Origin of the sequence: Micromonospora citrea, assembly GCF_049629545.1 — a bacterium.
GTDB classification, from domain to species: Bacteria; Actinomycetota; Actinomycetes; order Mycobacteriales; family Micromonosporaceae; genus Micromonospora; species Micromonospora citrea_A.
In genome coordinates this window covers 150,197-172,204 of sequence record NZ_JBNADX010000011.1, presented here as the reverse complement: position 1 = coordinate 172,204, position 22,008 = coordinate 150,197, and the positions used below count along the sequence as shown (strand labels likewise).

Annotated in this window: 16 protein-coding genes; 6 read left to right on the top strand and 10 right to left on the bottom strand. The window is 75.0% G+C overall.

Going from position 1 to position 22,008, the window contains the following annotated elements; all coding sequences use genetic code 11:
- Nucleotides 1-11 precede the first annotated feature (11 nt).
- The 4 genes from ACPFP2_RS14830 to ACPFP2_RS14815 all read right to left on the bottom strand — a co-directional run bounded on the left by ACPFP2_RS14830 (nt 12) and on the right by ACPFP2_RS14815 (nt 6,100).
- Nucleotides 12-890 (bottom strand): sugar phosphate nucleotidyltransferase, encoded by an 879-nt coding sequence (locus ACPFP2_RS14830; protein ID WP_424089738.1) that lies wholly within the window; start codon nt 888-890, stop codon nt 12-14.
- Nucleotides 887-1,426 carry an NUDIX hydrolase gene (locus ACPFP2_RS14825; RefSeq protein WP_424089737.1) on the bottom strand — a complete coding sequence of 180 codons (540 nt, stop codon included), beginning with the start codon at nt 1,424-1,426 and terminating at the stop codon, nt 887-889. The genes ACPFP2_RS14830 and ACPFP2_RS14825 overlap by 4 nt, the downstream gene beginning before the upstream one ends.
- A 997-nt stretch (nt 1,427-2,423) precedes the next feature.
- Nucleotides 2,424-4,214, bottom strand: a complete 1,791-nt coding sequence (locus ACPFP2_RS14820; RefSeq protein WP_424089761.1) for a RelA/SpoT family protein — start codon at nt 4,212-4,214, stop codon at nt 2,424-2,426.
- A 128-nt stretch (nt 4,215-4,342) separates the two neighbouring features.
- A complete protein-coding gene (locus ACPFP2_RS14815) occupies nt 4,343-6,100 on the bottom strand; it encodes a DEDD exonuclease domain-containing protein (protein WP_424089736.1) in 1,758 nt (585 codons plus the stop codon).
- Nucleotides 6,101-6,227: 127 nt separating this feature from the next.
- On the opposite strand from ACPFP2_RS14815, the gene ACPFP2_RS14810 reads away from it, so the two are divergent.
- The 4 genes from ACPFP2_RS14810 (at nt 6,228) to ACPFP2_RS14795 (ending at nt 10,495) form a co-directional block, all read left to right on the top strand.
- Nucleotides 6,228-7,634, top strand: a complete 1,407-nt coding sequence (locus ACPFP2_RS14810; protein ID WP_424089735.1) for an NYN domain-containing protein — start codon at nt 6,228-6,230, stop codon at nt 7,632-7,634.
- 123 nt (nt 7,635-7,757) lie between these two features.
- Entirely contained in the window at nt 7,758-7,967 is a 210-nt protein-coding gene (locus ACPFP2_RS14805; protein ID WP_424089734.1) for a hypothetical protein, read from the top strand.
- A gap of 147 nt (nt 7,968-8,114) precedes the next feature.
- Nucleotides 8,115-9,374 (top strand): M48 family metallopeptidase, encoded by a 1,260-nt coding sequence (locus ACPFP2_RS14800; RefSeq protein WP_424089733.1) that lies wholly within the window; start codon nt 8,115-8,117, stop codon nt 9,372-9,374.
- Nucleotides 9,371-10,495 carry a glycosyltransferase family 4 protein gene (locus ACPFP2_RS14795; protein WP_424089732.1) on the top strand — a complete coding sequence of 375 codons (1,125 nt, stop codon included), beginning with the start codon at nt 9,371-9,373 and terminating at the stop codon, nt 10,493-10,495. Before ACPFP2_RS14800 ends, ACPFP2_RS14795 begins: the two co-directional genes overlap by 4 nt.
- 60 nt (nt 10,496-10,555) lie before the next feature.
- On the opposite strand, the gene ACPFP2_RS14790 is transcribed toward ACPFP2_RS14795, so the two are convergent.
- Nucleotides 10,556-12,676 carry an MMPL family transporter gene (locus tag ACPFP2_RS14790; RefSeq protein WP_424089731.1) on the bottom strand — a complete coding sequence of 707 codons (2,121 nt, stop codon included), beginning with the start codon at nt 12,674-12,676 and terminating at the stop codon, nt 10,556-10,558.
- A 173-nt stretch (nt 12,677-12,849) separates the two neighbouring features.
- On the opposite strand from ACPFP2_RS14790, the gene ACPFP2_RS14785 reads away from it, so the two are divergent.
- Both ACPFP2_RS14785 and ACPFP2_RS14780 read left to right on the top strand, forming a co-directional pair.
- Entirely contained in the window at nt 12,850-14,163 is a 1,314-nt protein-coding gene (locus tag ACPFP2_RS14785; RefSeq protein WP_424089730.1) for a sensor histidine kinase, read from the top strand.
- Nucleotides 14,115-14,810: a LuxR C-terminal-related transcriptional regulator gene (locus tag ACPFP2_RS14780; protein WP_424089729.1), complete on the top strand. Its 696-nt coding sequence runs from the start codon at nt 14,115-14,117 to the stop codon at nt 14,808-14,810. The genes ACPFP2_RS14785 and ACPFP2_RS14780 overlap by 49 nt, the downstream gene beginning before the upstream one ends.
- Here ACPFP2_RS14780 and ACPFP2_RS14775 read toward each other — a convergent pair.
- From ACPFP2_RS14775 to ACPFP2_RS14755, 5 genes are all read right to left on the bottom strand, one after another.
- On the bottom strand, nt 14,796-16,508 hold the full coding sequence (locus ACPFP2_RS14775; RefSeq protein WP_424089760.1) for a putative bifunctional diguanylate cyclase/phosphodiesterase: 1,713 nt from the start codon (nt 16,506-16,508) through the stop codon (nt 14,796-14,798). The genes ACPFP2_RS14780 and ACPFP2_RS14775 overlap by 15 nt on opposite strands.
- An 88-nt stretch (nt 16,509-16,596) precedes the next feature.
- A complete protein-coding gene (locus tag ACPFP2_RS14770; RefSeq protein ID WP_424089728.1) occupies nt 16,597-17,409 on the bottom strand; it encodes an SAM-dependent methyltransferase in 813 nt (270 codons plus the stop codon).
- 207 nt (nt 17,410-17,616) lie between these two features.
- On the bottom strand, nt 17,617-18,285 hold the full coding sequence (locus ACPFP2_RS14765; protein WP_007072219.1) for a response regulator transcription factor: 669 nt from the start codon (nt 18,283-18,285) through the stop codon (nt 17,617-17,619).
- Between the two features lie 7 nt (nt 18,286-18,292).
- Complete coding sequence (locus ACPFP2_RS14760; protein ID WP_424089727.1) at nt 18,293-19,984, bottom strand: GAF domain-containing sensor histidine kinase; 1,692 nt, start codon at nt 19,982-19,984, stop codon at nt 18,293-18,295.
- Nucleotides 19,985-19,998: 14 nt separating this feature from the next.
- Nucleotides 19,999-21,807: an AMP-dependent synthetase/ligase gene (locus tag ACPFP2_RS14755; RefSeq protein WP_424089726.1), complete on the bottom strand. Its 1,809-nt coding sequence runs from the start codon at nt 21,805-21,807 to the stop codon at nt 19,999-20,001.
- Nucleotides 21,808-22,008 lie beyond the last annotated feature (201 nt).

Below are 22,008 nucleotides of genomic sequence, written 5' to 3'. Positions count from 1 at the left end.
CCGACGGCGACTCAGCGCCGGTCCCCGGGCCGCGGCGTCGGTGCGGCGGCCGGCACGGTCAGGTCGTCGCCGGCCCGGATCACGTCGCGCAGCCGCTCGTGCGGTCCGACGGTCGCGCCGGGCCAGACCACCACCCGCTCCACGTCGCCGTGCACCACCGCCCCGGCCCCGACCACCGCCCGGCGTACCCGGCCGGTCACCGTGGCCCCCGGATCGACCAGTGCGCCGTCGCCGGCGGCGTGCAGGTTGGCGGTCAGGTAGTCGCCGGGGGTGCCGGTGTCGTAGAACGTGCCCGGGTAGGCCACCACCTCCAGCGCGCCCGCCGCCTCCGCCGGCCGCCACACCGCCCGGACCAGGTCGCCGAAGGTGGGCGGCAGGTCCCGGACCAGCCGCCAGGGCAGCAACGAGAACCCGGTGAAGACGTGCCCGGCGAAGGTGCCGGGCGCCGCCGGGTCCGCGGCGGGCTGACCGAGCAGCCGTACGCCGTGCCCGTCCCAGCCGTCCAGCAGCGCGGCGACGTCCGGGCCCGGGGCGGCGTGCGGGTCGGCGAGGTACGCGTCGGCGTTGCCGACCAGCACCCCGCGCCCGTCGATCCAGTCGCGCAGGTTGCCCAGCCCACCGGCGGTGCCCAACGGCTCACCCGGCTCCACCGAGAGATGGGCCCGGCCACCGACGTGGGCGACCACCTGATCGGCCAGGTAGCAGGCGTTCACCGCGACCTGCCCCGGCTCGGTCAGACCCAGCCCGGCGAGCCGGGCAAGCGCCCGGTCGAGCAGCGGCACGTTGCCGACCGGACAGAGCGCCTTGGGCACCCGCGCGGTCAACGGTCGGAGCCGGGTCCCCTCGCCGGCGGCGAGCACCACCGCGCAGATCCCGGGGTGACCGGTCACGTCGGGGGACGGCCGGCGGGCGGGATCTTCCCGGCCGACGGACCGATGCCGTAGTGACCGAGGAGGAAGGCGGTGGCCCGGCTGAGCCGGGGCAGGTCGTCCAGCGAATGCCAGGCGGCCTCGAAGACCTCCGCGCCGTCCACCTTCAGCTCGGTGGTCGACGCCGGCACCTCCGTCTCGAAGACCATGTCGACCCAGCCCTTGGCGTGCACCAGCGCGTTCGGCACGGCCGGGCGCAGCCGATCGGGCGGCAACCGGATGCCCGACTCCTCGTACAGCTCGCGGGCGGCGCCCACGACGGGGGCCTCGGCGCGCTGGAGCAGGCCGGCGGGAAGCGTCCAGCTGTAGCCGGGTGGCTGGCGCAGCAGCAGGATGCGGCCCACGCCCTCGGCTTCGCTGTCCCGGACGAGGGTGACCGCGCCGACGACGTACTTCGGCACGGCGAGCCGGACCAGCCGCCGCCGCATCGTCACCGGCAGGCGGTAGAAGACCTTGTAGGCGACGGCCCTACCGGTGGCGCGCGAGCGGGGGATCATGAGTCCAGGCTAGGCGGTCCGCCCCGCCCCGTCATGCCGGGCCCCACACCCCCACCCACCCCGGCTTCCCGCCCGCCCCGTCACCCGCTCCCTTGCCCCGTCACCCGCCCCGCTCGCCCTGTCACCCGCCCCCGCTCGTGTCACCTGCTCCGTCCCGGTGATCAAGAAGTTTGCGGTCAGGATTCCGGCGGTGGAGGGCGCAAACTTCTTGATCACCGAAGGCAGGCCGGCGGGGTGGACGACGTTCGGTGCCGGCGGGACCGGCGGGGGGATGGTGTGGGTGGAGACGCTACGGACTTGATCGCATGAATGGGTCGGGGTGAGGCCGGGGCGGTCCCGGGTGTGCGGGCGTGCCGGCCGGGCACGGTGGTGCGGTGTTCGGGCGCGCCGAGGTGGCGGAGGTGAGCTCGTCCGGCCGCCTCCCGGTGGAACGCCTCCCGCCGATAGGTCGCGTGGTGGGCCGTCGCGTGTGTCGACGGATCGGGGCGGGGGCGAGGCGCTCTGTCGCAGCGATCCATTGGTGCGATCAAGTCTGTAGCGGCCTGCCCGGGTGCTGGCCTGCCGGGTGGTGCGGCCTGCCTGGTGCGGTGGCCTGCCCAATACGGCCGCCTGTTCGGTGCTGCGACATATACCCGGTGCTGCGGACTGCTGTCGCGGCCAGCCGGTGCAGCCTGGAAATCGTGTCCGGGGCGGCTGCGGCGTGCGCACGCTGGGGCCGTGTGGCGCTGGGCCTGTGCGGCAGAGGCCTGTGCGGCAGGGGCCTGTGTGCTGGGCCTGGATGTGCTGGGCCTGGATGGGCTGGGGCCTGTGCGTGCTGTGGGAGCCGGCCGGCGGGAACGAGGGGCCGGCCGGCGGGGACGAGGCCCGGACAGCGACGAGGCCCGGACAGCGGCCTGCGGGGACGAGGCCCGGACAGCGGCCTGCGGGCACCAGGAGGGACAGCCGGCGCGCTGCCCGACCTGACCGGGGGCCGGTGCGGCGGGCTGCCGGAGGTGGGTTACTGGCGGTGGTCCACCAGGTCGATGAGCTGCCGGACCACCTCGTCCGGCTCGACCGCCCGGTCGAAGACCGCGACCAGCAGGGTCTCCAGGTCGGGGTAGCCGAGTTCCTCGGACAACCGCAGCAGCGGCAGATCGCTGGCCAGCCCTCGGTCGTGCTTGCGCAGCGCCAACCCGATGGTGGCCCGGCCCAGACGCACCTTGTCGGCGATGGAGATGCCCGGCTCGGTGTGCTCGGCGAACCAGCGGTTGATCTGCATCTGCGCCTGGGGTGACTTGACGAAGCCGAGCCACTCCCGACGCGGCCCGCGCGGGGCGGCCGTCGCCTCGAACCCCGTCTCGGCGTCGTTCTCGGTGAAGATCTCCACTACGTCGCCGTCCTCCAGTTCGGAGGCCAGCGGGGCCAGCCGCCCGTTGATCCGGGCGGCCAGGCAGTGGTCGCCACGCTCGGTGCCCAGCTCGTACGCCAGGTCGACCGGGGTGGCCCCGGCCGGGAGGACGACCTGCCGGCCGTCGGCGACGACCTGGATCTGCGCCTCGGCCAGGTCGCAGCGCAACGATTCGAGGAACTGGGCCGGGTCGGCCGCCTCCTGCTCCCAGTCGAGCACCCGGCGCAGCCAGGCCAACTGGTCGACCCGGACGGCGTCCGGGCCGGCGGAGCGGGGGAAGCGGAAGTCCGCGGCGATGCCGTACTCCGCCCAGCGGTGCATCTCCCGGGTGCGGATCAGCACCTCGACGGTGCGGTCCTGCGGGCCACGGACGCTGGTGTGCAGGGACCGGTAGAGGTTGTTCTTCGGCGAGGCGATGAAGTCCTTGAACCGGCCGGGGATCGGCCGCCAACGGCCGTGCACCGCGCCGAGCGCGGCGTAGCAGTCGGTGGCGGGGCCGTCCACCACGATCACGATGCGGGGCAGGTCGAACGGGGCGGTGTGGCCGCCGGCCACGGTGTCCTTCCAGATCGAGTAGAGATGCCGGGGGCGGGGGCTCACCTCGGCGTCCACCCGGCTGCGGCGCAACGCCGCCTTCGCCTGGGCGACCACCTCGTCGAGGTACGTGCTCCAGCCGGGCCGGTCGTGCACGTGCCGGGCGATGCGGGCGTGCTCGTCGGGCTCCAGGTGCAGCAGCACCACGTCGTCCAGTTCGCGTTTGAGGGTCTGGATGCCCAGCCGGTCGCAGAGCGGGACGAGCACCTCCTGGGTCTTGCGGGCGATCCGCTCCCGGGAGGCTGCGGAGCGGACCCCGAGGGTACGCATGTTGTGCAGCCGGTCGGCCAGCTTGATGATCAGCACCCGGACGTCCTTGCCGGCCGCGATGATCATCTTGCGGATCGTCTCCGCCTCGGCGGCCTTGCCGTAGAACGCCTTGTCGAACTTGGTCACCCCGTCGACCAGGTGGGCCACCTCACGGCCGAAGTCCTCGGCGAGGGCCTGCAACGTGTAGCGGGTGTCCTCCACCGTGTCGTGCAGCAGTGCCGCGACCAGGGTGGTGGTGTCCATGCCGAGGTCGGCGCAGATCTCCGCGACCGCCAGCGGGTGGGTGATGTACGGCTCGCCGCTCTTGCGGAACTGACCGCGGTGCATGTTCTCCGCGATCGTGTAGGCCCGGCGCAGCACCGACGGGTCGGCGTTCGGGTGGATGCCCCGGTGGCTGCGGACCAGCGGGCTGACCGGGTCGGTGTCGTTGGTCGGCCAGCTGAGCAGGGACCGCAGCCGGCGGGCCAGCGGCAGCTCCCCGGGCTGGGTCGGGAGCGCGCCCCCCAGGGCGGCGCCGTGTCCGGCGTCGACGTCCACGAGGGACACCTCCTCACCCCGGCTCCGCGGTCACCGTCGCCGGCAACCGGAAGCAGGCCCACGAAACGGGCAGGACTGCACTCCCTTAACAGACTAAGTGAGGCGAGGTCGTCCGATCGGTTACTTGCTCATGAGCGTTCGGTCGAGAGTTGGTGGGACCCTCCGTTCTCGGCCTTCGCCAGGAGGTCGCGGAAGCGGGCCGCGCCGGAGACCGGCGAGGACCACTCGTCGGACATCTCCACCAGGCGGGTCTCCGGTCGTTCCAACCAGGACAGGATGCGCTCGGTCTCCTCGGCGGAGGCCCGGGGCACCGGCCCGTGCCCCGGCGGCACCGTCTCGGCGGTCGCCCGGATCGCGGCGATGGTCGGTCGGGGGTGGACGCCGGGCGGGGAGACCCCGGCGCCGGCCAGCCGGCCGTGCCGGACCAGCGCCAGCTCCCAGCCACCCCGGGCGGCGGGCCGGGCGGCGGCCAGTTCGGCGATCCGGGTCAGCGCGGCCAGCCGCTGCATCCGTACGGTCGCCCGGAGCACCGCCGCCAGCCGGGAGCGCACCACCGCGGCCTCCTCGTAGCGCTGGGCGGCCGAGAGCGCCTCGATCCGGGCGAGCAGGGCGTCGACCACCACCTGCGGGTCGCTCGTGGTCGCGGTGCGGAACGGGGCGGCGGCGCGGTGCTCGTACTCGTCGGGGGTGATCCGGTGCTCGCAGGGCGCCGGGCAGCGGCCCAGCTCGGCCAGCGCGCAGGCCGGCGTGACCGTGCGCAGCGAGAGCCGATGGGTGCACTGGCGCAGCGGGACTGCGTCGTGGAACCCCGCGGCGGCCAGCTCGGCGGCCTGCTTGGAGCGGAACGGCCCGAGGTAGGCGGTGTCGGTCACCGAGAGGGCGCGCACCACGGACAGCCGGGGGTACGCCTCGTCGGTCAGCTTCAGCCAGACCATCCGCTCGGGGAACTTGGAGCGGCGGTTGTACGGCGGGGCGTGCGCGGCGATCAGCCGCAGCTCGCGGACCTCCGCCTCGAGCGGGTGGGCGCACTCGACCGCCTCCACCCGTTCGGCGGCGGCCAGCATCTCCGACATGCGGGCCCGCTTCTCGGCGGCGGTGAAGTAGCTGCGCACCCGGGTGGCGATGTCGCCGGAGGTGCCGACGTAGAGCGGCCGGTCGTCGGCGGCCCGGAAGATGTAGACCCCGGGCGCCTTGGGCAGCCCCTCGGCGAGGTGCCGTTTGCGCCGCTGGGTCGCGGTGACCGCCCGGGCGAACTCGATCGCCTCGCCGACCGTGTCGACCCGGTGCCCGCCGAGCCGGGCGATCAGCCCGTGCAGCACGTCCACGGTGGCCTTGGCGTCGTCCAGCGCCCGGTGGGTGGGCCGGGTGGCGGTGCGGAAGTACGCGGCGAGGGTGCCGAGCTTGCGGTTGGGCACCTCGTCGCGGGTGAGCACCCGCCGGGCCAGCGCCGCGGTGTCGAGCACCCGGGGATTCGGCCAGCGGTAGCCGTGCTTCGCGCAGGAGGCCTTGAGGAAGCCCACGTCGTAGGGGGCGTTGTGGGCGACCAGCACCGCGTCGGAGATGAACTCCAGGAAACTCGGCAGCACCTGCTCGATCGGTGGGGCGGGCACCAGCATGGCCTGGGTGATGCCGGTCAGGACGGTGATGAACGGCGGGATCGGCACCCCCGGGTTGACCAGGGTGGCGAGCACCCCCAGCTCTTCGCCGCCGCGCACCTTGACCGCGCCGATCTCGGTGATCCCGCCGCCGTCCGGCGCCCCGCCGGTGGTCTCCAGGTCGACCACCACGAAGGTGGTCGCGTAGAGCGGCAGGGCCGGGTCGACCCCGCCGCCCGCCGTCGGATCCAGACCGGCCAGCGTCTGCTGGACGTACTCCCCAGGTGCCACGGGCGGCACGGTAACGGGCCGGTCCGACACTCCCGGCACAGCGGCCCCAGCAGTCACCACGAGGCTAGGATGAGAGATCGGCTCACTCATCCGGCGGTGGGCCCGGTCGCGGTGGGAGACTTGCCACATGCCCCTCACCGAGCCGTACGACGACCACCTCCCCGAGGAGGGGTCGTCCGTCGCCGCGCCCGAGGCCGGCGTCGACCCGGGTGCGGGGGCGCCCGAGCCGGAGCCGATCCTGCCGGAGCCGGTCCGCCAGCGCATCGTGGCGCTGACCGCCGCCGTGCTGCCCGGCCTGCCCGCCGACGAGGTGCCGGTGCCGCTGCGCCGGGTGGCCAAGTTCGCCCCGAACCGCCGGGCCCGCCTCGGCGCCCCGGCGATCGCCGCCCAGCTCACCGCCGACCCGCTGTTCCGGCAGCGGGTCACCGCGCGGGTGCTCGCCGACGCCGGCGACCTGGGCGCGGCCGTGGTCGAGGGGACCGCCCCGGCCGCCGCCGACCCGGTCGAGGTGGCCGCGCTGGCGTACCTGGCCCGGCCCCGGGGCTGGCGGGAGCTGATCGACGCCAGCGGCGCGGCGGTGCGCGCCGAGGCGGACAGCGCCGTCGTCGCCGAGTTGGTCCGCGAGGCCGAGCAGCGGGCCACCCGTGCCGAGCACGACCGGGCGGTGGCCCGGGTCGAGGCGGAGAAGCTCCGCGACGAGCTGGCCCGGGTCCGTGAGGAGCTGGGCCAGCTGCGGGAGGAGGCCCGGCAGCTCAACCGGACGCTGCGGGAGACCCAGGCGCGGGAGCGCAAGGCCAACGAGTTGCTCGCCACCGAGCGGGGCCGGGCCGCCCGGGCGGCCGCCGACGCCGACGCCGAGCTGCGTCGGGCGCGGGCCCGCCTCGCCGAGGCCGAGGCGGCGGCCGGGGTGGCCCGGGCCAGCGCCAAGGAGGCCCGCTCGGTCGACGACGCCCGGCTCTGGCTGCTGCTGGAGACCATCGGGCAGGCCGCCGTCGGGCTCCGCCGCGAGCTGGCCCTGGACCCGGTCGACAAGCTGCCCGCCGACTTCGTGGCCGACGCCTTCGCCGAGAACCCGGCGGCGGCGCCCGCCGCCGGCCCGGCAGCCCGGGCCCGGGACACCGACGACCCGGCCCGGCTGGACCAGCTCCTCGCCCTGCCCCGGGCCCACCTGGTGGTGGACGGCTACAACGTCACCAAGCGCGGTTTCGGCGAGATGTCGCTGGAGCAGCAGCGCAAGCGGCTGATCACCGGGCTCGGTGGGATCGCCGCGCAGACCGGCGACGAGGTGACCGTCGTCTTCGACGGGGCCGAGCGGATGCACGGGCTGCCGCCCACCCCGCGCGGGGTCCGGGTGCTCTTCTCCCGCAAGGGGGAGACCGCCGACGAGCTGATCCGCCGGTTGGTGCGGGCCGAGCCGGGCGGGCGGCCGGTGGTGGTGGTCTCCTCCGACCGGGAGGTCGCCGACGGGGTGCGCCGGCACGGGGCGTACCCGCTCGGCGCGGACTCGCTGCTGCGCCGGCTGTCCCGCTCCTAGGCGTTGATCACCGGTTGTCCGTTTCTGTCGTACCCGGTGACTAGTGTCCGACCTGACCGACGGTGGTCGCGCGGTGACGACGGTGTCCCGCCCGTCCGCCGCCGCACTGCGTCAGGAGGCACGATGCTCATCGACTGCGACAGGTGCGGGATCCGGGGCGCCGGCTGCTCCGGCTGCCTGGTGACCGCCCTGCTCGACGCCGACTCGCCGGCCGCCGGGCTGGGCTCCGCCGAGCACCGGGCGATCGAGATGTTCGCCCGCGCCGGGTTCGAGGTGGAGGTCCTGGCCCACGAGACCGGCCGGGCCCGCCCCACCCGCCGCCGGGTGGCCTGACCGCCGCGTGCCGCCCGCGTCGCGGTGCGTGGGCACCCCGCCGGGCCTGCGGCCGGCGGGCAATAGGATGGTCGCTCACGGCGGGAGGAGCGGCGGCATGACGCGGGTACGGCGTGGTGGCGGCAGGCCGGCGCCCGGGGCGTCGGCGTGACCCCCCGGGGATGGGCGGTGCTGACCCTGGCCGCCCTGGTGACAGCCCTGCTGGTGGCGGGCGCCCTGCTGGTGCCGTGGCACCGCCCGCCGGCGCCGCGCGCCGACCAGCTCGCCGCGCTGCGCGACCTCCCCGTCGACCAGGTGGCCCGGGGGCGTGAGTTCCGCGCCGCGCTGCGCCCCGGGGCGTACGGCGCGCTCGCGCTCGGGCTGGTGGTGGCGCTGCTGCTCGGGTTCACCCCGCTGGGCGCACGCCTGGTGGAGCTGGCCGGCCGGCCCTTCGGCGACCACTGGATCGCCCGCGCGGTGCTCGGCGGTCTCGCCGTCGTGCTCGTCGCCGACCTGCTCACCCTGCCCTTCGCCGCCTGGCGGCACGCCGTGCTCACCCGCTACGGGCTGAGCACCCACGGCTGGAGCGGCTGGACCGTCGACCTGCTCAAGTCGTACGCGGTCAGCGCGGTGATCGGCGCGGTCGCGCTGCTCGGCTTCTACACCGTCACCCGGCTCGCCCCGCGCTGGTGGTGGGCATTCGGCGCGGCCGGCGCGGCCGGGCTGGTGGTGCTGCTGTCGTTCGTGCTGCCGGTGCTGGTGGAGCCGGTGTTCAACCGGTTCACCCCGATGGAGCAGGGGCCGTTGCGCACCGAGCTGATGGCCATGGCGGCCCGCGACGGCGTGCCGGTGCGCGACGTCCTCGTCGCCGACGCCTCCCGCCGGACGAAGGCGGTCAACGCGTACGTCTCCGGGCTCGGGCCGACCCGGCGGGTGGTCGTCTACGACACCCTGCTGCGCGAGGCCACCCCGGCCGAGGTGACCAGCGTCGTCGCGCACGAGCTGGGGCACGCCCGGGACCGGGACGTCGCCGTCGGCACCCTCACCGGGGCGCTCGGCGCGGCCGCCGTGGTCGTCGCGCTCCACCTGCTCGGCTCGTGGGGGCCGCTGACCCGGCTGGCCGGGGTCGACTCGGTCGCCGAGCCACGCGCCTTCGGACTGCTGATCGCCCTGGTGACGGTCGCCGGGCTGGTCACCGCGCCGGTGCAGGCGGCGGTCTCCCGCCGGGTCGAGGCACGCGCCGACGCGCACGCCCTGGCGCTGACCGGGGACCCGGCCACCTTCGAGGCGATGCAGCGCCGGCTCGCCGGGGTCAACCTGGCCGACCCCGACCCGCCGCGCTGGGAGTACCTCTGGTCGGCGTCGCACCCGTCCACCGTGGAGCGGATGGCCGCCGCCCGCGCCTACGCCAGGGAGACCGGCAGATGAGTCGGACGTTGCTGATCACGAATGACTTCCCGCCCCGCCCGGGCGGCATCCAGTCCTTCGTGCACAACCTCGCCGTACGCCAGCCCGCCGGCTCGGTCGTGGTGTACGCCTCCAGCTGGCGGGGCGCGGCGAGATTCGACGCCGAGCAGCCGTTCGAGGTGGTCCGGGAGCGCACCCGGGTGCTGCTGCCCACCCCGCTGATCGCCCGCCGGGCCGCCCGGCTGGCCCGCGAGCACGACTGCGACACGGTCTGGTTCGGCGCCGCCGCGCCGCTGGGCCTGCTCGCCGCCGGGCTGCGCCGCCGCGCCGGTGTCCGCCGGGTCGTCGCGCAGACCCACGGCCACGAGGTCGGCTGGGCCGCGCTGCCCGCCGCCCGGGCCGCGCTGCGCCGCATCGGCCGGGGCACCGACGTGGTCACCTACCTCGGCGACTACACCCGGGTACGGCTGGAGCGCGCCCTGCACGGGGTGACCGAGTTGCAGCGGCTGGCCCCCGGCGTGGACGTGGACACCTACCACCCGTCGGTCGACGGTGAGCCGGTGCGCGTCCGGCTGGGGCTCGCCGACCGGCCCGTGGTGGTCTGCGTCTCCCGGCTGGTGCCGCGCAAGGGGCAGGACATGCTCATCCGCGCCATGCCGGAGATCCGCCGCCGGGTGCCCGACGCGGCGTTGCTGGTGGTCGGCGGCGGGCCGTACCGGGCGGCGCTGGAGAAGCTGGCCCGGCAGAGCGGCGTGGAGCGGGACGTGGTGTTCACCGGCTCGGTGCCCTCGGCGGAGCTGCCCGCGCACTACGCCGCCGGTGACGTCTACGCGATGCCCTGCCGGACCCGCAACCGGGGCCTGGACGTGGAGGGCCTGGGCATCGTCTACCTGGAGGCCTCCGCGACCGGGCTGCCGGTGGTGGCCGGCGACTCGGGCGGCGCGCCCGACGCCGTCCGCGAGGGGGAGACCGGGTACGTGGTGGGCGGGCGGGACGTCGCGCAGCTCGCCGACCGGGTGGCCACCCTGCTCGCCGACCGGGACCTGGCCCGCCAGCTCGGCGCGGCCGGCCGGGCGTGGGTGGAGAAGGAGTGGCGCTGGGAGACCCAGGCCGAGCGGATGGCGGCGCTGCTGAAGGCCTGACGCCCCCGTCCGGTGCGCGGCGGTCGGGACCGCCCGACCGCCGCGCGGGCCCGGCGCCGGTCAGGAGCCGGCCAGCACCCGCCGCGCCGGTGGCGCCGGGGGAGTGGGCGGGATCGCCGGGCGGGCCAGCCTCCCCGGCCACCAGGTGCGGGCGCCCAGGTCGAGCGCGAGGGCCGGGATCAGCAGGCTGCGCACCAGCAGCGTGTCGAGCAGGATGCCGACCGCCACGATCACGCCCATCTGGATCGACGGCACCAGCGGCAGCACGCCCAGCGCGCCGAAGGTCGCTGCCAGCACCACGCCCGCGCTGGTGATCACCCCGCCGGTGACGGTGAGCGCCCGCAGCACCCCGGGCCGGTGCCCGCGCGCCGCCGTCTCCTCCCGGGCCCGGGTCATCAGGAAGATCGTGTAGTCGACGCCGAGCGCGACGAGGAACAGGAACGCCTGCAACGGGACGCCCACGAAGAGCCGGGGGTGACCGAGTGCCGCCAGCACCAGCCCGGCCGCCCCCATCGCGGCGGCGTACGACAGCACCACGCTCATCATCAGCAGCAGCGGCGCGACCAGCGCCCGCAGCAGCAGCACCAGGATGACCAGCACCACGGCGAGCACCAACGGGATGACCACCCGGTTGTCCCGGGCGACCGTCCGCTCCTCGTCGACCAGGACGGCGCTCTGCCCGCCCACCAGCGCGTCGGCCCCGGGCACCGCGTGCACCGCCGCGCGCAGCCGCCGTACGGTCGCCTGGGCGGCGTCGCTGTCCGGCGTGTCGGCCAGCACCGCCGGCACCCGTACCCAGGTCCCGTCGGGGGAGGGCTGCGCCGCCTGCACCCGGGCCACGCCCGGCACCGCCCGGGCGGCGGCGACCACCTCGTCGGCCGTACGGGCGGTGGCCAGGATCTCGGCGGGCGCGGTGGCGCCACCCGGATAGTGCGCGGCGATCAGCTTCTGGCCGGTGACCGAGCCGACCTCGGCGGTGAAGGACTCCTCGCCGGGCAGGCCGATGCTGAGGTTGCCGATGCCGAAGGTCAGCGCGACCAGGGCGGCGGCGGTGCCGATCCAGACCGCGCGCGGCCGGCCGCCGACGACTCCGGCGATCCGCCGCCAGATCCCGTGGTCGACGGTCACGTCGTCGGTGGCGGCGTCGGGCGACCAGCGGGGCACGAACGGCCAGAACAGCCACCGTCCGCAGAGGACCAGCACCGCCGGCAGCAGGGTCGTCATGGCGAGCAGGGCGGCGACGATGCCGACCGCGCCGACCGGGCCGAGCCCCCGGGTGGACGGCAGGTCGGCGGCGAGCAGGCAGAGCAGGCCGACGGCGACGGTCGCCGCCGAGGCGCAGATCGCCCCGAACGAACGGCGCAGCGCCACCCGCATCGCCTCGTGCCGGTCGGCGTGCCGGCGCAGCTCCTCGCGGTACCGGGCGATCAGCAGCAGGGCGTAGTCCACGCCGACGCCGAAGACCAGCACGGTCAGGATGGTCTGGCTCTGGAAGTCGACGGCCAGCCCGCCGTACCGCGCCATCAGGTAGACCACGCCGCCGGCGAACTGGTTGGCCACACCGACGGTGGCCAGCGGGACCAGCCAGAGCACCGGGCTGCGGTAGGTGAGCAGCAGCAGCACCGCGACCGTCGCCGCGGTCGCCAGCAGCAGGGCCACGTCCATCCCGGCGAACGCGTCGAACACGTCGCTCTCGGCGGCGGCGTCACCGGTCAGCGCCGTCCGCAGGCCGCTCGGCGTGTCGACGGCGAGCCGGTCCTTCACCTCGGTCACCGCCGTCGCGCGTCGCTCGTCGTCACCGGCGACGGGGAACGAGAGCAGCAGCGCCCGGCCGTCCTCGCTGGGCACCGCCGCTGACACCGCGCCGCCGTCGGCGAACCGGGTGAACGCGGTGCGGTCGGCGTCCACCTTGGCGCGGTCGGCGTCGGTGAGGCCGCCGTCGCGGACGTAGACGGCGACGGCGAGCGGCCGGTCCGAGTCGGGAAAGGCGGCCTCGGCGCGGGCGGCGGCCCGGCTGCTCTCCACGCCGGCGGGCAGCGCGCCGAGCGTGTCGTTGTCCTGCACCTCGCTCAGCTTCACCGAGAGCGGGCCGGCCACCGCGACGAGGACGAGCCAGAGGACGAGGACGGCGTACTTGCCGCGTCGGCCGGACGGCAGGCCGGTCAGTCGTTGCCGGGACATGTCGGGATCCTCCAGGGTCGGGCCAGTGGGAGCGGGAGCGGACGGGCGGTGGCCACGACGCGGCACCGCTCCCGACCTCGATCCTCGGGCCCGGCGGGGGCGGGGACAGGAGTGTCAGGTCCCCGAGCGCGGTGGTGCCAGCACCACCTGCGCGGGGCGGGTGGTGCCCGAGAATGGACACCGTGGACAGCTCCGTACGCGAGGTCGTCAGGCACACCGTCCGCCCCGGCGCGGTGGCCGCCGGTCAGGGGCTGGCGGTGGCCCTGCTCTGCCTGGCCACCAACCTGCCGCTGTTCGTCCTGTCGGTGGCCGCGCTGCTGCTCATCCCCGCCTTCGGCGTCGGGTTCGCGCTGTTCCCGGCGGTGACCGCGCTGGTCCGGTTCTCGACCGGGCTGCAACGCCGGATCGCCGCGTGGGGCGGCCGACCGATCGCCCGGCCATACCTGCCGCGCCCCGACGACGCGCAGCTCGGCACCTGGCGGCGTTTCCGGTGGGTGGTGGGTGACCCGGCCACCTGGCGGGACTTCGCCTGGCTGCTGCCGGGAACGTTCACCGGTGCGGCCTGCCTGCTGGGGTTCGTGATGCCGGTGTACGGCCTGGAGGGCGTGCTCGGCATCCCGGTCGTGCTGTACCTCACCGTCGACTGGTACGGCTACGGCCTCTTCTGGCCGATGGACAACCTGTTCGAGGCGCTGTTCGCGCTGCCGACCGGGGCTCTGGTGCTGGCCGGTGGGCTGGCCGTCGCGCCGTGGCTGGTCTGGCTGCACCAGCGCTTCGCGGCGCTGCTGCTCGCGCCGACCGAGGCGGCCCGGCTGGCGCTGCGGGTCGCGCACCTGACCGTCACCCGGGCCGACACCGTCGACGCGCAGGCGGCCGAGCTGCGCCGGATCGAGCGGGACCTGCACGACGGGGCGCAGGCCCGGCTCGTCGCGCTGAGCATGAGCATCGGCCTGGCCGAGGAGTTGGTCGAGCGGGACCCGACGGCGGTGCGGCGGCTGCTCGCCGAGGCGCGGGAGACCAGCGGACAGGCCCTGGTGGAGCTGCGCGACCTGGTTCGCGGCATCCATCCGCCGGTGCTGGCCGAGCGGGGGCTGGACGGCGCGGTCCGGGCGCTCGCCCTCGCGGTGCCGATGCCGGTGGAGGTGGACGTCGACCTGCCCGGCCGGCTGCTGGCCCCGGTGGAGTCGGCGGCGTACTTCGCGGTGGCCGAGGGGCTGGCGAACGCCACCCGGCACAGCGGCGCGCAGCGTGCCTGGATCCACCTCCGCCACGACGGGGAAGGGCTGACCATCGTGGTCGGTGACGACGGCCGGGGCGGCGCCGACCCGGCGGCGGGCAGCGGTCTGGCGGGCATCGGGCGTCGGCTCGCCGCCTTCGATGGCACGATGTCGGTGTCCAGTCCGCCCGGCGGGCCCACCGTGCTGACCATGGAGCTGCCTTGCGAGTCGTCATCGCCGAGGACCTCGCCCTCCTCCGGGACGGCCTGACCCGCATCCTCGACGCGTTCGGCTTCGAGGTCGTCGCGGCCGTCGACAACGGACCGTCGGTGCTGCCCGCCCTGGTCACCCACCGGCCCGACGTGGCGGTCGTGGACGTGCGGCTGCCGCCGACCTGCACCGACGAGGGCCTGCAGGCGGCGATCCGCGCCCGTACGGAGCTGCCCGGGCTGCCGATCCTCGTCCTCTCCCAGCACGTCGAGCAGTTGTACGCCCGGGAACTGCTCTCCGACCGGGCCGGCGGGGTCGGCTACCTGCTCAAGGACCGGGTGTCGCACGTGGCCCAGTTCGTCGACGCGGTGCGCCGGGTGGCCGAGGGCGGCACGGTGATGGACCCGGAGGTGGTCGCCCAGCTGCTGGCCGGTCGCGCGGAGGCCCGGCCGTTGCGGGAGCTGACCGCCCGGGAACGCGAGGTGCTGGGCCTGATGGCCGAGGGGCGCTCCAACGCGGCGATCGCCGCCCGGCTCTTCGTCACCGAGAAGGCGGTCAGCAAGCACATCAACAACATCTTCAGCAAGCTGGGGATGCCGCCGTCGGACGACGACAACCGGCGGGTGCTGGCGGTGCTGGCGTACCTGCACGACGACCCGACGACGTCGGCCCGGCCGGCGCGGGGCGGCGGGTCACACCCCGGCTGAGCCGTCCGCGCCGACGGCGGTGGTGGAGAGCGCGGGGGCGCGGCCGAGCAGGTGGTCCGCCGGCCCCGGCCGTCCGAAGTACCAGCCCTGGCCGGCGTCGCAGCCGATCGCGCGCAGCCGGTCGGCCTGCCCGGCGGTCTCCACGCCCTCCGCGGTGACCGTCAGGTCCAGCGCGTGCGCCAGCGAGACGAGCGAGGCGAGGATCCGCTCGTCGGTACGGCTGGCCGGGTCGACCGTCGGGGCGCGCAGCCCGGTCACGAACTCCCCGGCCACCTTCAGCTCGGTCACCGGCAGGTCCCGCAGGTACGCCAGGTTGCAGTAGCCGGTGCCGAAGTCGTCGATGGCGATCCGCACGCCCAGGTCGGCCAGGACCCGCAGCGCCCGCACCGGCTCCTCGGCGGTGCTCATCATGGTGCTCTCGGTGATCTCCAGCTGGAGCCGCTCCGGGGGCAGCCCGGTACGCCCCAGCAGCGCCCGCACCTCCTGCACCAGGCCGGGCCGGTGCACCTGCCGGACGGCCAGGTTGACGCTCACGAAGGGCGCCGGCGTGGGCCCACCGGACCAGCTCTCCGCCTCCCGGCACGCCTCGGCGAGCACCCACCCGCCGAGCCGGACGATCAGGCCGGTCTCCTCGGCCAGCGAGATGAACCGGCCGGGCCCGAGGATCCCCAGTTCGGGGTGGCGCCAGCGGACCAGCGCCTCCACGCCGAGCACCGTGCCGTCGCGCAGCGAGGTCAGCGGCTGGTAGTCGAGGAAGAACTCGCCCCGGTCGATGGCGGCGGGAATGGCCGCACAGAGGGCGTACCGGTCCAGTTCGGTGCGGTGCCGCTCCGGGTCGAACAGCGACCAGCGTGCGCCCCCGGCCGCCTTGGCCCAGTGCAGGGTGCTGTCGGCCGCCCGCATCAGCTCGCCGGGGCTGGTGCCGGCCACCGGGCGCTCGACGATGCCGATGCTGGCGGTCACGGTCAGCTCGTGCCCGTCCACCCGCACCGGCTCGGCCACGGCCGCGAGCGCCGCCTCGGCCACCTGCACGACGTCGTCGACCCGGGTGGTGCGTTCGACCAGGATGACGAACTCGTCGCCGCCGAGACGGGCGACCAGGTGCTCCGGCAGGGCCAGCCGCAGCCGCCGGGCGACCTGCACCAGCAGCTCGTCGCCCACCTGGTGGCCGAGCGAGTCGTTGACCACCTTGAACCGGTCGAGGTCGAGGAAGCAGACGCCGACCCGGTCGCCGCCCCGGGCCGGCTCCCCGATCGCGGCGGTGAGCCGTTCGGTGAACAGCGTCCGGTTCGGCAGGTCGGTCAGCGGGTCGTGGGTGGCCTGGTGCCGGAAGCGGGACTCGCTGTCGCGCAGTGCCCGTTCGGCCTGGGCGCGGGCCACCATCGCGGCCCGCCGGATCGACTCCTGCTCGTCCAGCGTCCGGTCCCGCAGCGCCCGGGCGTAGCCGATGGTGACGGTGGACAGCAGCCGCGCCATTCGGTCCTCGACGTCGTCGGCGACCAGGCCGAGGTCCCGGACCAGGCGGAGCTGGATGATCTCCACGGTGCGCCCCAGCCCCTCGGCGGAGGCGATGTGCGCGGCGACCAGTTCCGCGCCCACCTGGTGTCCGACGCGCGCGTCGAACGGTTCCGCCCGCAGGGCGGCGGCCAGCCGCTCGGTGAGCCGTTGCAGCAGCGCCTCCAGCTGGGCCTGCGTCATCGGCAGGTAGCTGGTCCCCGACACGGCCTTGGCCCAGGCCCGGGCGAACGTCCCGGGACAGGACGGGTGCCGCGGGCCGGCCGCCGTCTCACCCACCGAGTCGTCCGACGCCACCGATGAAGATCGCCTGCTCGGCGTCCTCGGCGCTCTCCGGCGACTCGGGCCGCCACTGCGGCACCCAGACCACGCCCGGCTCGACCAGCTCGAAACCGTCGAAGAAGGCGGCCAGCTCGGCCCGGTTGCGGATCCAGAGCGGGTTGTCGGTGCGCCGGTAGACCCGCTCCGCCTCGGCCCGCTGGCCGGTGTCGCTGCGGCTCTCGTCGCTGGCCTGGGAGAGGACCAGGTGGCTGCCGGGTGCCAGCGCCGCGCGCAGCGTGCGCAGGACCTCCTGCGGCCGGTCGGCGTCCGGGATGAAGTGCAGCACGGCCACGACGAGCACCGCGATCGGCTGGGAGAAGTCCAGCAGCCGGGTGACCTCGGGGTGGCGCAGGACGGCCTCCGGCCGGCGCAGGTCCTCCTGGATCACCGTGGCGCCGGGGTTGCCGTCGAGGATCTCCCGGCTGTGCGCCACGGCCACCGGGTCGACGTCGACGTAGACCACCCGGGCGTCGGGGGCGGCCCGCTGGGCGATCTCGTGCACGTTGCCGACGGTGGGGATGCCGGAGCCGATGTCGAGGAACTGCCGGATCCCCTGGTCGATCAGGTACTGCACGGCCCGGCGCATGAAGGCGCGGTTGGCCTGGGCCATCAGCGGGGCGTCCGGCACGGCCTCCATCATGGCCCGCGCCGCCGCCCGGTCCGCCGCGAAGTTGTGTGAGCCGCCGAGGTAGTAGTCGTACATGCGGGCGACACTGGGGCGTTCGATGTCGATGTCGTCGGGTGCCCAGTCCGGCCGCTGCATCCCTACCCCTTGTCGACAGATGCGAGAGTCGTCGCCCGCGCGGGCCACCCGGGTATTCTGCCCGCCGCTTGCTCCGGTGCAAAGACCACGATCGCTGCGCGACGACACTCTCACTGAGGGCGTTCGTCGCGCCGGCGCGCCCACGCCGTACGGCGAGGGCCCGCGCCCGACGGACGGGCGCGGACCCTCGACGAAGGGTGGGACGCTTCAGAACTTCGGCGCGTCCGGAGCCTCCAGCAGGCCGAGCCGCAGCGCCGTCATCAGCGCCTGGGCGCGGTTGGCCGCGCCCAGCTTCTCGTAGAGCTTCGAGATGTGCGTCTTGGCGGTGGACTCGCTGACGAAGAGCTGCTTGGCGATGCCGGCCACGCTCATGCCGTCGGCCAGGAGCCGCAGCACCTGCCCCTCGCGGGGGGAGAGCTGCGGGCCGGACGGGGCCAGCCGGCGCTTCATCGCCTCGGCCAGGTCGGCCGCGGTGAACGCGCTGGGGGAGGAGGCGGCGTGCCGGGCGGCGGCCACCACCTCGTCGGCCGGCGCGGTCTTCGGCACGAACGCGCTCGCCCCGGCCTCCAGCGCGCCGAAGAGCTGGTCGTCACCGGCGTACATGGTGAGCACGACGATGCCCATCGAGGCGCTGGACTTGCGCAGCGCGCGGGTGGCCTCCAGGCCGCTGCCGTCGGGAAGTCGCAGATCCATGATCACGACGTCCGGTTGCAGCGCGCCCGCCTGGCGTACCCCCTCGGCGGCCGTGGCGGCCTCACCGACGACCTCGAACTGCCGGTCACGCTCGAAGGCGTGCCGGAGGCCCTTGCGGATCAGATCGTGATCGTCGACAAGGAGGACCTTGGTACGGGTGGCCGGTGTCGGACTTGTGGTCATCCTCGGGTTACTCCCCTTCTGCTGCTGCGCTGCCACGCACGTTATCTCGCCGGGGCGACGAACCGACCACCACCGCCACGGTCGTGCCGCTGGGCTGCCGCGGCCTGATCTCCAACCGGCCCCGGATACGTTCCGCCCTCTCGGCCATGATCGCAAGACCGTAGTGTCCCTCGGCGCGCTGGTCACCGATGCCGTGACCGTCATCCGACACTTCGATCTGCGCGTACGGCGGGTCCACCTCACAGGTGACCCACAGGTTGGCCGCCCCGGCGTGCTTGCGCGCGTTGGTGACCGCCTCCTGGGCGATGCGCAGCAGTTCCGCCTCGGTGGCGGCGGGCAGCCGGGCGGTGGACTCGTCCAGCGACAGGTGCACCCGCAGCCCCCCGGAGGCGCCGACGGTCCGGGCGTACTCGGCGATCGCGGCGGCCAGGCCGCCGTGCCGGTCCACCTCGCTGCGCAGCTCGAACAGGCTCAGCCGCAGCTCGGTGATCACACGGGTGACCTCGCCGCGCAGGGTGCGCAGCGCCTCGGCGGTCTCCTTCGGGTCCTCGTCGACGTAGGCCAGGGCGTTGTCGATGCCGTAGCCGACCATCACCAGCTCCTGGGCCACCCCGTCGTGGATCTCCCGGGCCAGCCGCTGCCGCTCCTCGTTGGTGGCCAGCGAGCGCACCTCGTCGAAGAGCAGCGCCGCCTCCAGCCGCAGCGCGGCCGGGCCGGTCAGCGCGGTCACCCGGGACACCACCGGCGGCGGGTACGCGTGCGCGGCGTCCGCCTCCAGCACCACCAGGCCGACCGTGCGCACCCCGGCGACCAGCGGGACGATCAGCGCCGACACGTCACCGCCACGGTGCGAGCGGGCCTGCGAGCGGGCCGCCGTCTGCGGTTGCTGGCTGGCCCAGGCGTCGGCGATCGCCGAGTCGGCGTCGAGCGTGGTCTCCCAGTCCACCCGGTCCACCCCGACCTGGGCGAGGACGACCAGCCGGCCGCCGCCGCTGGCGGAGAGCACCGCGCCCCGATCGCCGGGGGCCACCGTACGCAACTCCTCCAGCAGGTGCTCGGAGATGCCGCCCGGGTCGAGGGTGGCGCCGGGCAGCTGGCGGGCCACCGTGCGCAGCTGGGTGAGCAGCCGGGTGGCCTCCGCGTACGGCTGGGGCTTGCCCTCGCCGCGGACCCGCATCACCTGGTGCAGCGTGCCGGCCGCGTAGAGGCCGAGCGCGGCGAGGATCAGCCACTGCGCGCAGACCGCCAGGTAGCCCGGCTGGCCGAGCTGCCGCCCGCCGTCCACCTCGGTGAACGCGCCGGCCACCAGCAGGGTGGCGGCGGTGACCCCGAGCAGTGCCGCGCCTTCGGCGAAGCGGCGACGCAGCGCGGTCACCGTGACCGGCACCGCCAGGTACGGCAGCACCGCGGAGGCGCCGAGCCCGCCGACCGCCCCGCCGAGGGTGGACTCGACGGCGACCTGGCTGGCGGCCAGCCCCAGCACCACCGCCTCGGCCACCCGGCTCACCGGGCCGAACAGCCGGTGCCCGGGGGCGAGCAGGGCGGGCAGGCCGGCGACCGCGAGCAGGACGATCCACCACAGCTGGGCGGCGTCGCGGGTGGCGATCAGGGTCAGGACGGCGACCAGCGCCAGCATCACCACGCGCGCGACGGCGGCGAGCGGGCGGGTCTGGGGCCGGGCGGGTGTGGAGGCGGACACGTGACGGATCGTAGTCAGCTGCGGTAGATGTCGGCGATCTCGGACTCGTACGTCTTGTGCACGACCTGGCGCTTGACCTTCAGCGACGGGGTGAGTTCGCCGGTCGCCTCGGTGAAGTCGCGGGGCAGGATCCGGAACACCTTGATCGCCTCGGCCTTGGAGACCGACAGGTTGGCCTGGTCGATCGCGCCCTGGATGTCCGCGCGCAGCGCCTCGTCGTCGCCGAGGGTCTCCACCGGGGTGTCCTCGGGCCGCCCGTGCGCGGCCAGCCACTTCGGCAGCGCCTCCTCGTCGACGGTGACCAGCGCGGCGATGAACGGCTGCCGGTCGCCGACCACCAGGCACTGGCTGATCAGCGGGTGCGCCCGGACCTGGTCCTCCAGCACGGCCGGGGCGACGTTCTTGCCGCCGGCCGTCACGATGATCTCCTTCTTCCGGCCGGTGATGCTGAGGAAGCCCTCGTTGTCGAGCCGCCCCAGGTCGCCGGTGCGGAACCAGCCGTCGGTGGTGAGCGCCTCGGCGCTGGCCGCCTCGTTCTTCCAGTAGCCCTGGAAGATCAGGTCGCCGGCGATCAGGATCTCGCCGTCGTCGTCGATCCGGATGGTCACGCCGGGCAGCGGTCGGCCGACGGTGCCGATCCGGGTGGCGCCGGGCAGGTTCGCGGCGGCCGCGGGGGAGGTCTCGGTCAGGCCGTATCCCTCGCAGATGGTCACCCCGATGCCGCGGAAGAAGTGCCCGAGGCGGGCGCCGAGCGGCGCGCCCCCGGAGATCGCGTCGCGGCACCGGCCGCCCAGCGCGGCGCGCAGCTTGCGGTAGACCAGCTTGTCGAAGAGCGCGTGCTGGGCCCGCAGCGCCAGGCCCGGCCCGTCGGCGGTCTCCAGCGCCTCGCTGTACGCGATGGCGACCCGCTCCGCCTTGTCGAAGATCTTGCCCTTGCCCTCGGACTCGGCCTTCTGCCGGGCGCCGTTGTAGACCTTCTCGAAGACCCGGGGCACGGAGAGCACGAAGGTCGGCCGGAACTCCTGGAGCTCGGCGACCAGGTCCTTGGTGTCCGGGCAGTGCGCCATGGTGGCCCGGGCCTGCACCACGCCGATCTGGATGAGCCGGGCGAAGGCGTGCGCGAGGGGCAGGAAGAGCAGCGTCGACGCGCCGGGCCGGAAGAGGTTCGGCAGCACCGGCACCGCGTTGGCGATGTCGGCGTACATGTTGCGGTGGGTCAGCACGCAGCCCTTGGGGCGGCCGGTGGTGCCGCTGGTGTAGATGATCGTGGCGACGTCGCCGGCGTGGACCGCCTTGCGCCGCCGCTCGATCTCGACCGGGTCCACCGAGGCGCCCAGCGCGACGATCTCGTCCACCCCGCCCAGCTCGATCTGCCACACGTGGCGCAGCTCGGGCAGCCGGTCGCTGATCCCGGCGACCAGGGTGGCGTGCGCGTTCGACTCGAGCACGACCGCGACGGCCCCGGAGTCGGCGAGGATCCAGGCGGCCTGCTCGGCGCTGGAGGTCTCGTAGATCGGCACGGTGATCGCGCCGGCCGCCCAGATGGCGTAGTCCAGCAGGGTCCACTCGTACCGGGTGCGGCTCATCAGGGCCACCCGGTCGCCGGGGTTGACCCCGGCCGCGGCCAGGCCCCGGGCCACCGCGACGACCTCGTCGCGGAACTCGCGGCAGGTCACGTCCGCCCAGCGGGCACCGGCGCCGGCCGGGGCGGGACGGACGAACTGCACCGCGTCCGGGGCGACCTCGGCGTTGTCCCAGACCGGGTCGGTCAGGTTGGCCGCGTCGCCGATGGTGACGATCGGCGGAACGGAGAACTCGCGCACCTGCACTCCCTCGTGCTCGCACTGTCCGGGCCGGCCGCCACGGCGGGTCGGCTCTGACGAAACCTACCTGCACACCCGGGTGGGTTGGCCAGGGAGGTTGCCTGCCCGGTAGGTGGGACGCCCGGGCGTCGGGCGGGCCGGGGCGTCCGGCAGCCCGCGCCGTGCGGCGCGGCGGGGGTGGAGCGGCGCGGGCCGGGGTCG

Coding starts and splice junctions, on each gene's coding strand:
- ACPFP2_RS14765 (WP_007072219.1), bottom strand. CDS start 18,285: ATGACCACAAGTCCGACACCGGCCACCCGTACCAAGGTCCTCCTTGTC.
- ACPFP2_RS14790 (WP_424089731.1), bottom strand. CDS start 12,676: ATGTCCCGGCAACGACTGACCGGCCTGCCGTCCGGCCGACGCGGCAAG.
- ACPFP2_RS14795 (WP_424089732.1), top strand. CDS start 9,371: ATGAGTCGGACGTTGCTGATCACGAATGACTTCCCGCCCCGCCCGGGC.
- ACPFP2_RS14810 (WP_424089735.1), top strand. CDS start 6,228: ATGCCCCTCACCGAGCCGTACGACGACCACCTCCCCGAGGAGGGGTCG.
- ACPFP2_RS14785 (WP_424089730.1), top strand. CDS start 12,850: ATGGACACCGTGGACAGCTCCGTACGCGAGGTCGTCAGGCACACCGTC.
- ACPFP2_RS14770 (WP_424089728.1), bottom strand. CDS start 17,409: ATGCAGCGGCCGGACTGGGCACCCGACGACATCGACATCGAACGCCCC.
- ACPFP2_RS14805 (WP_424089734.1), top strand. CDS start 7,758: ATGCTCATCGACTGCGACAGGTGCGGGATCCGGGGCGCCGGCTGCTCC.
- ACPFP2_RS14825 (WP_424089737.1), bottom strand. CDS start 1,426: ATGATCCCCCGCTCGCGCGCCACCGGTAGGGCCGTCGCCTACAAGGTC.
- ACPFP2_RS14775 (WP_424089760.1), bottom strand. CDS start 16,508: ATGACGCAGGCCCAGCTGGAGGCGCTGCTGCAACGGCTCACCGAGCGG.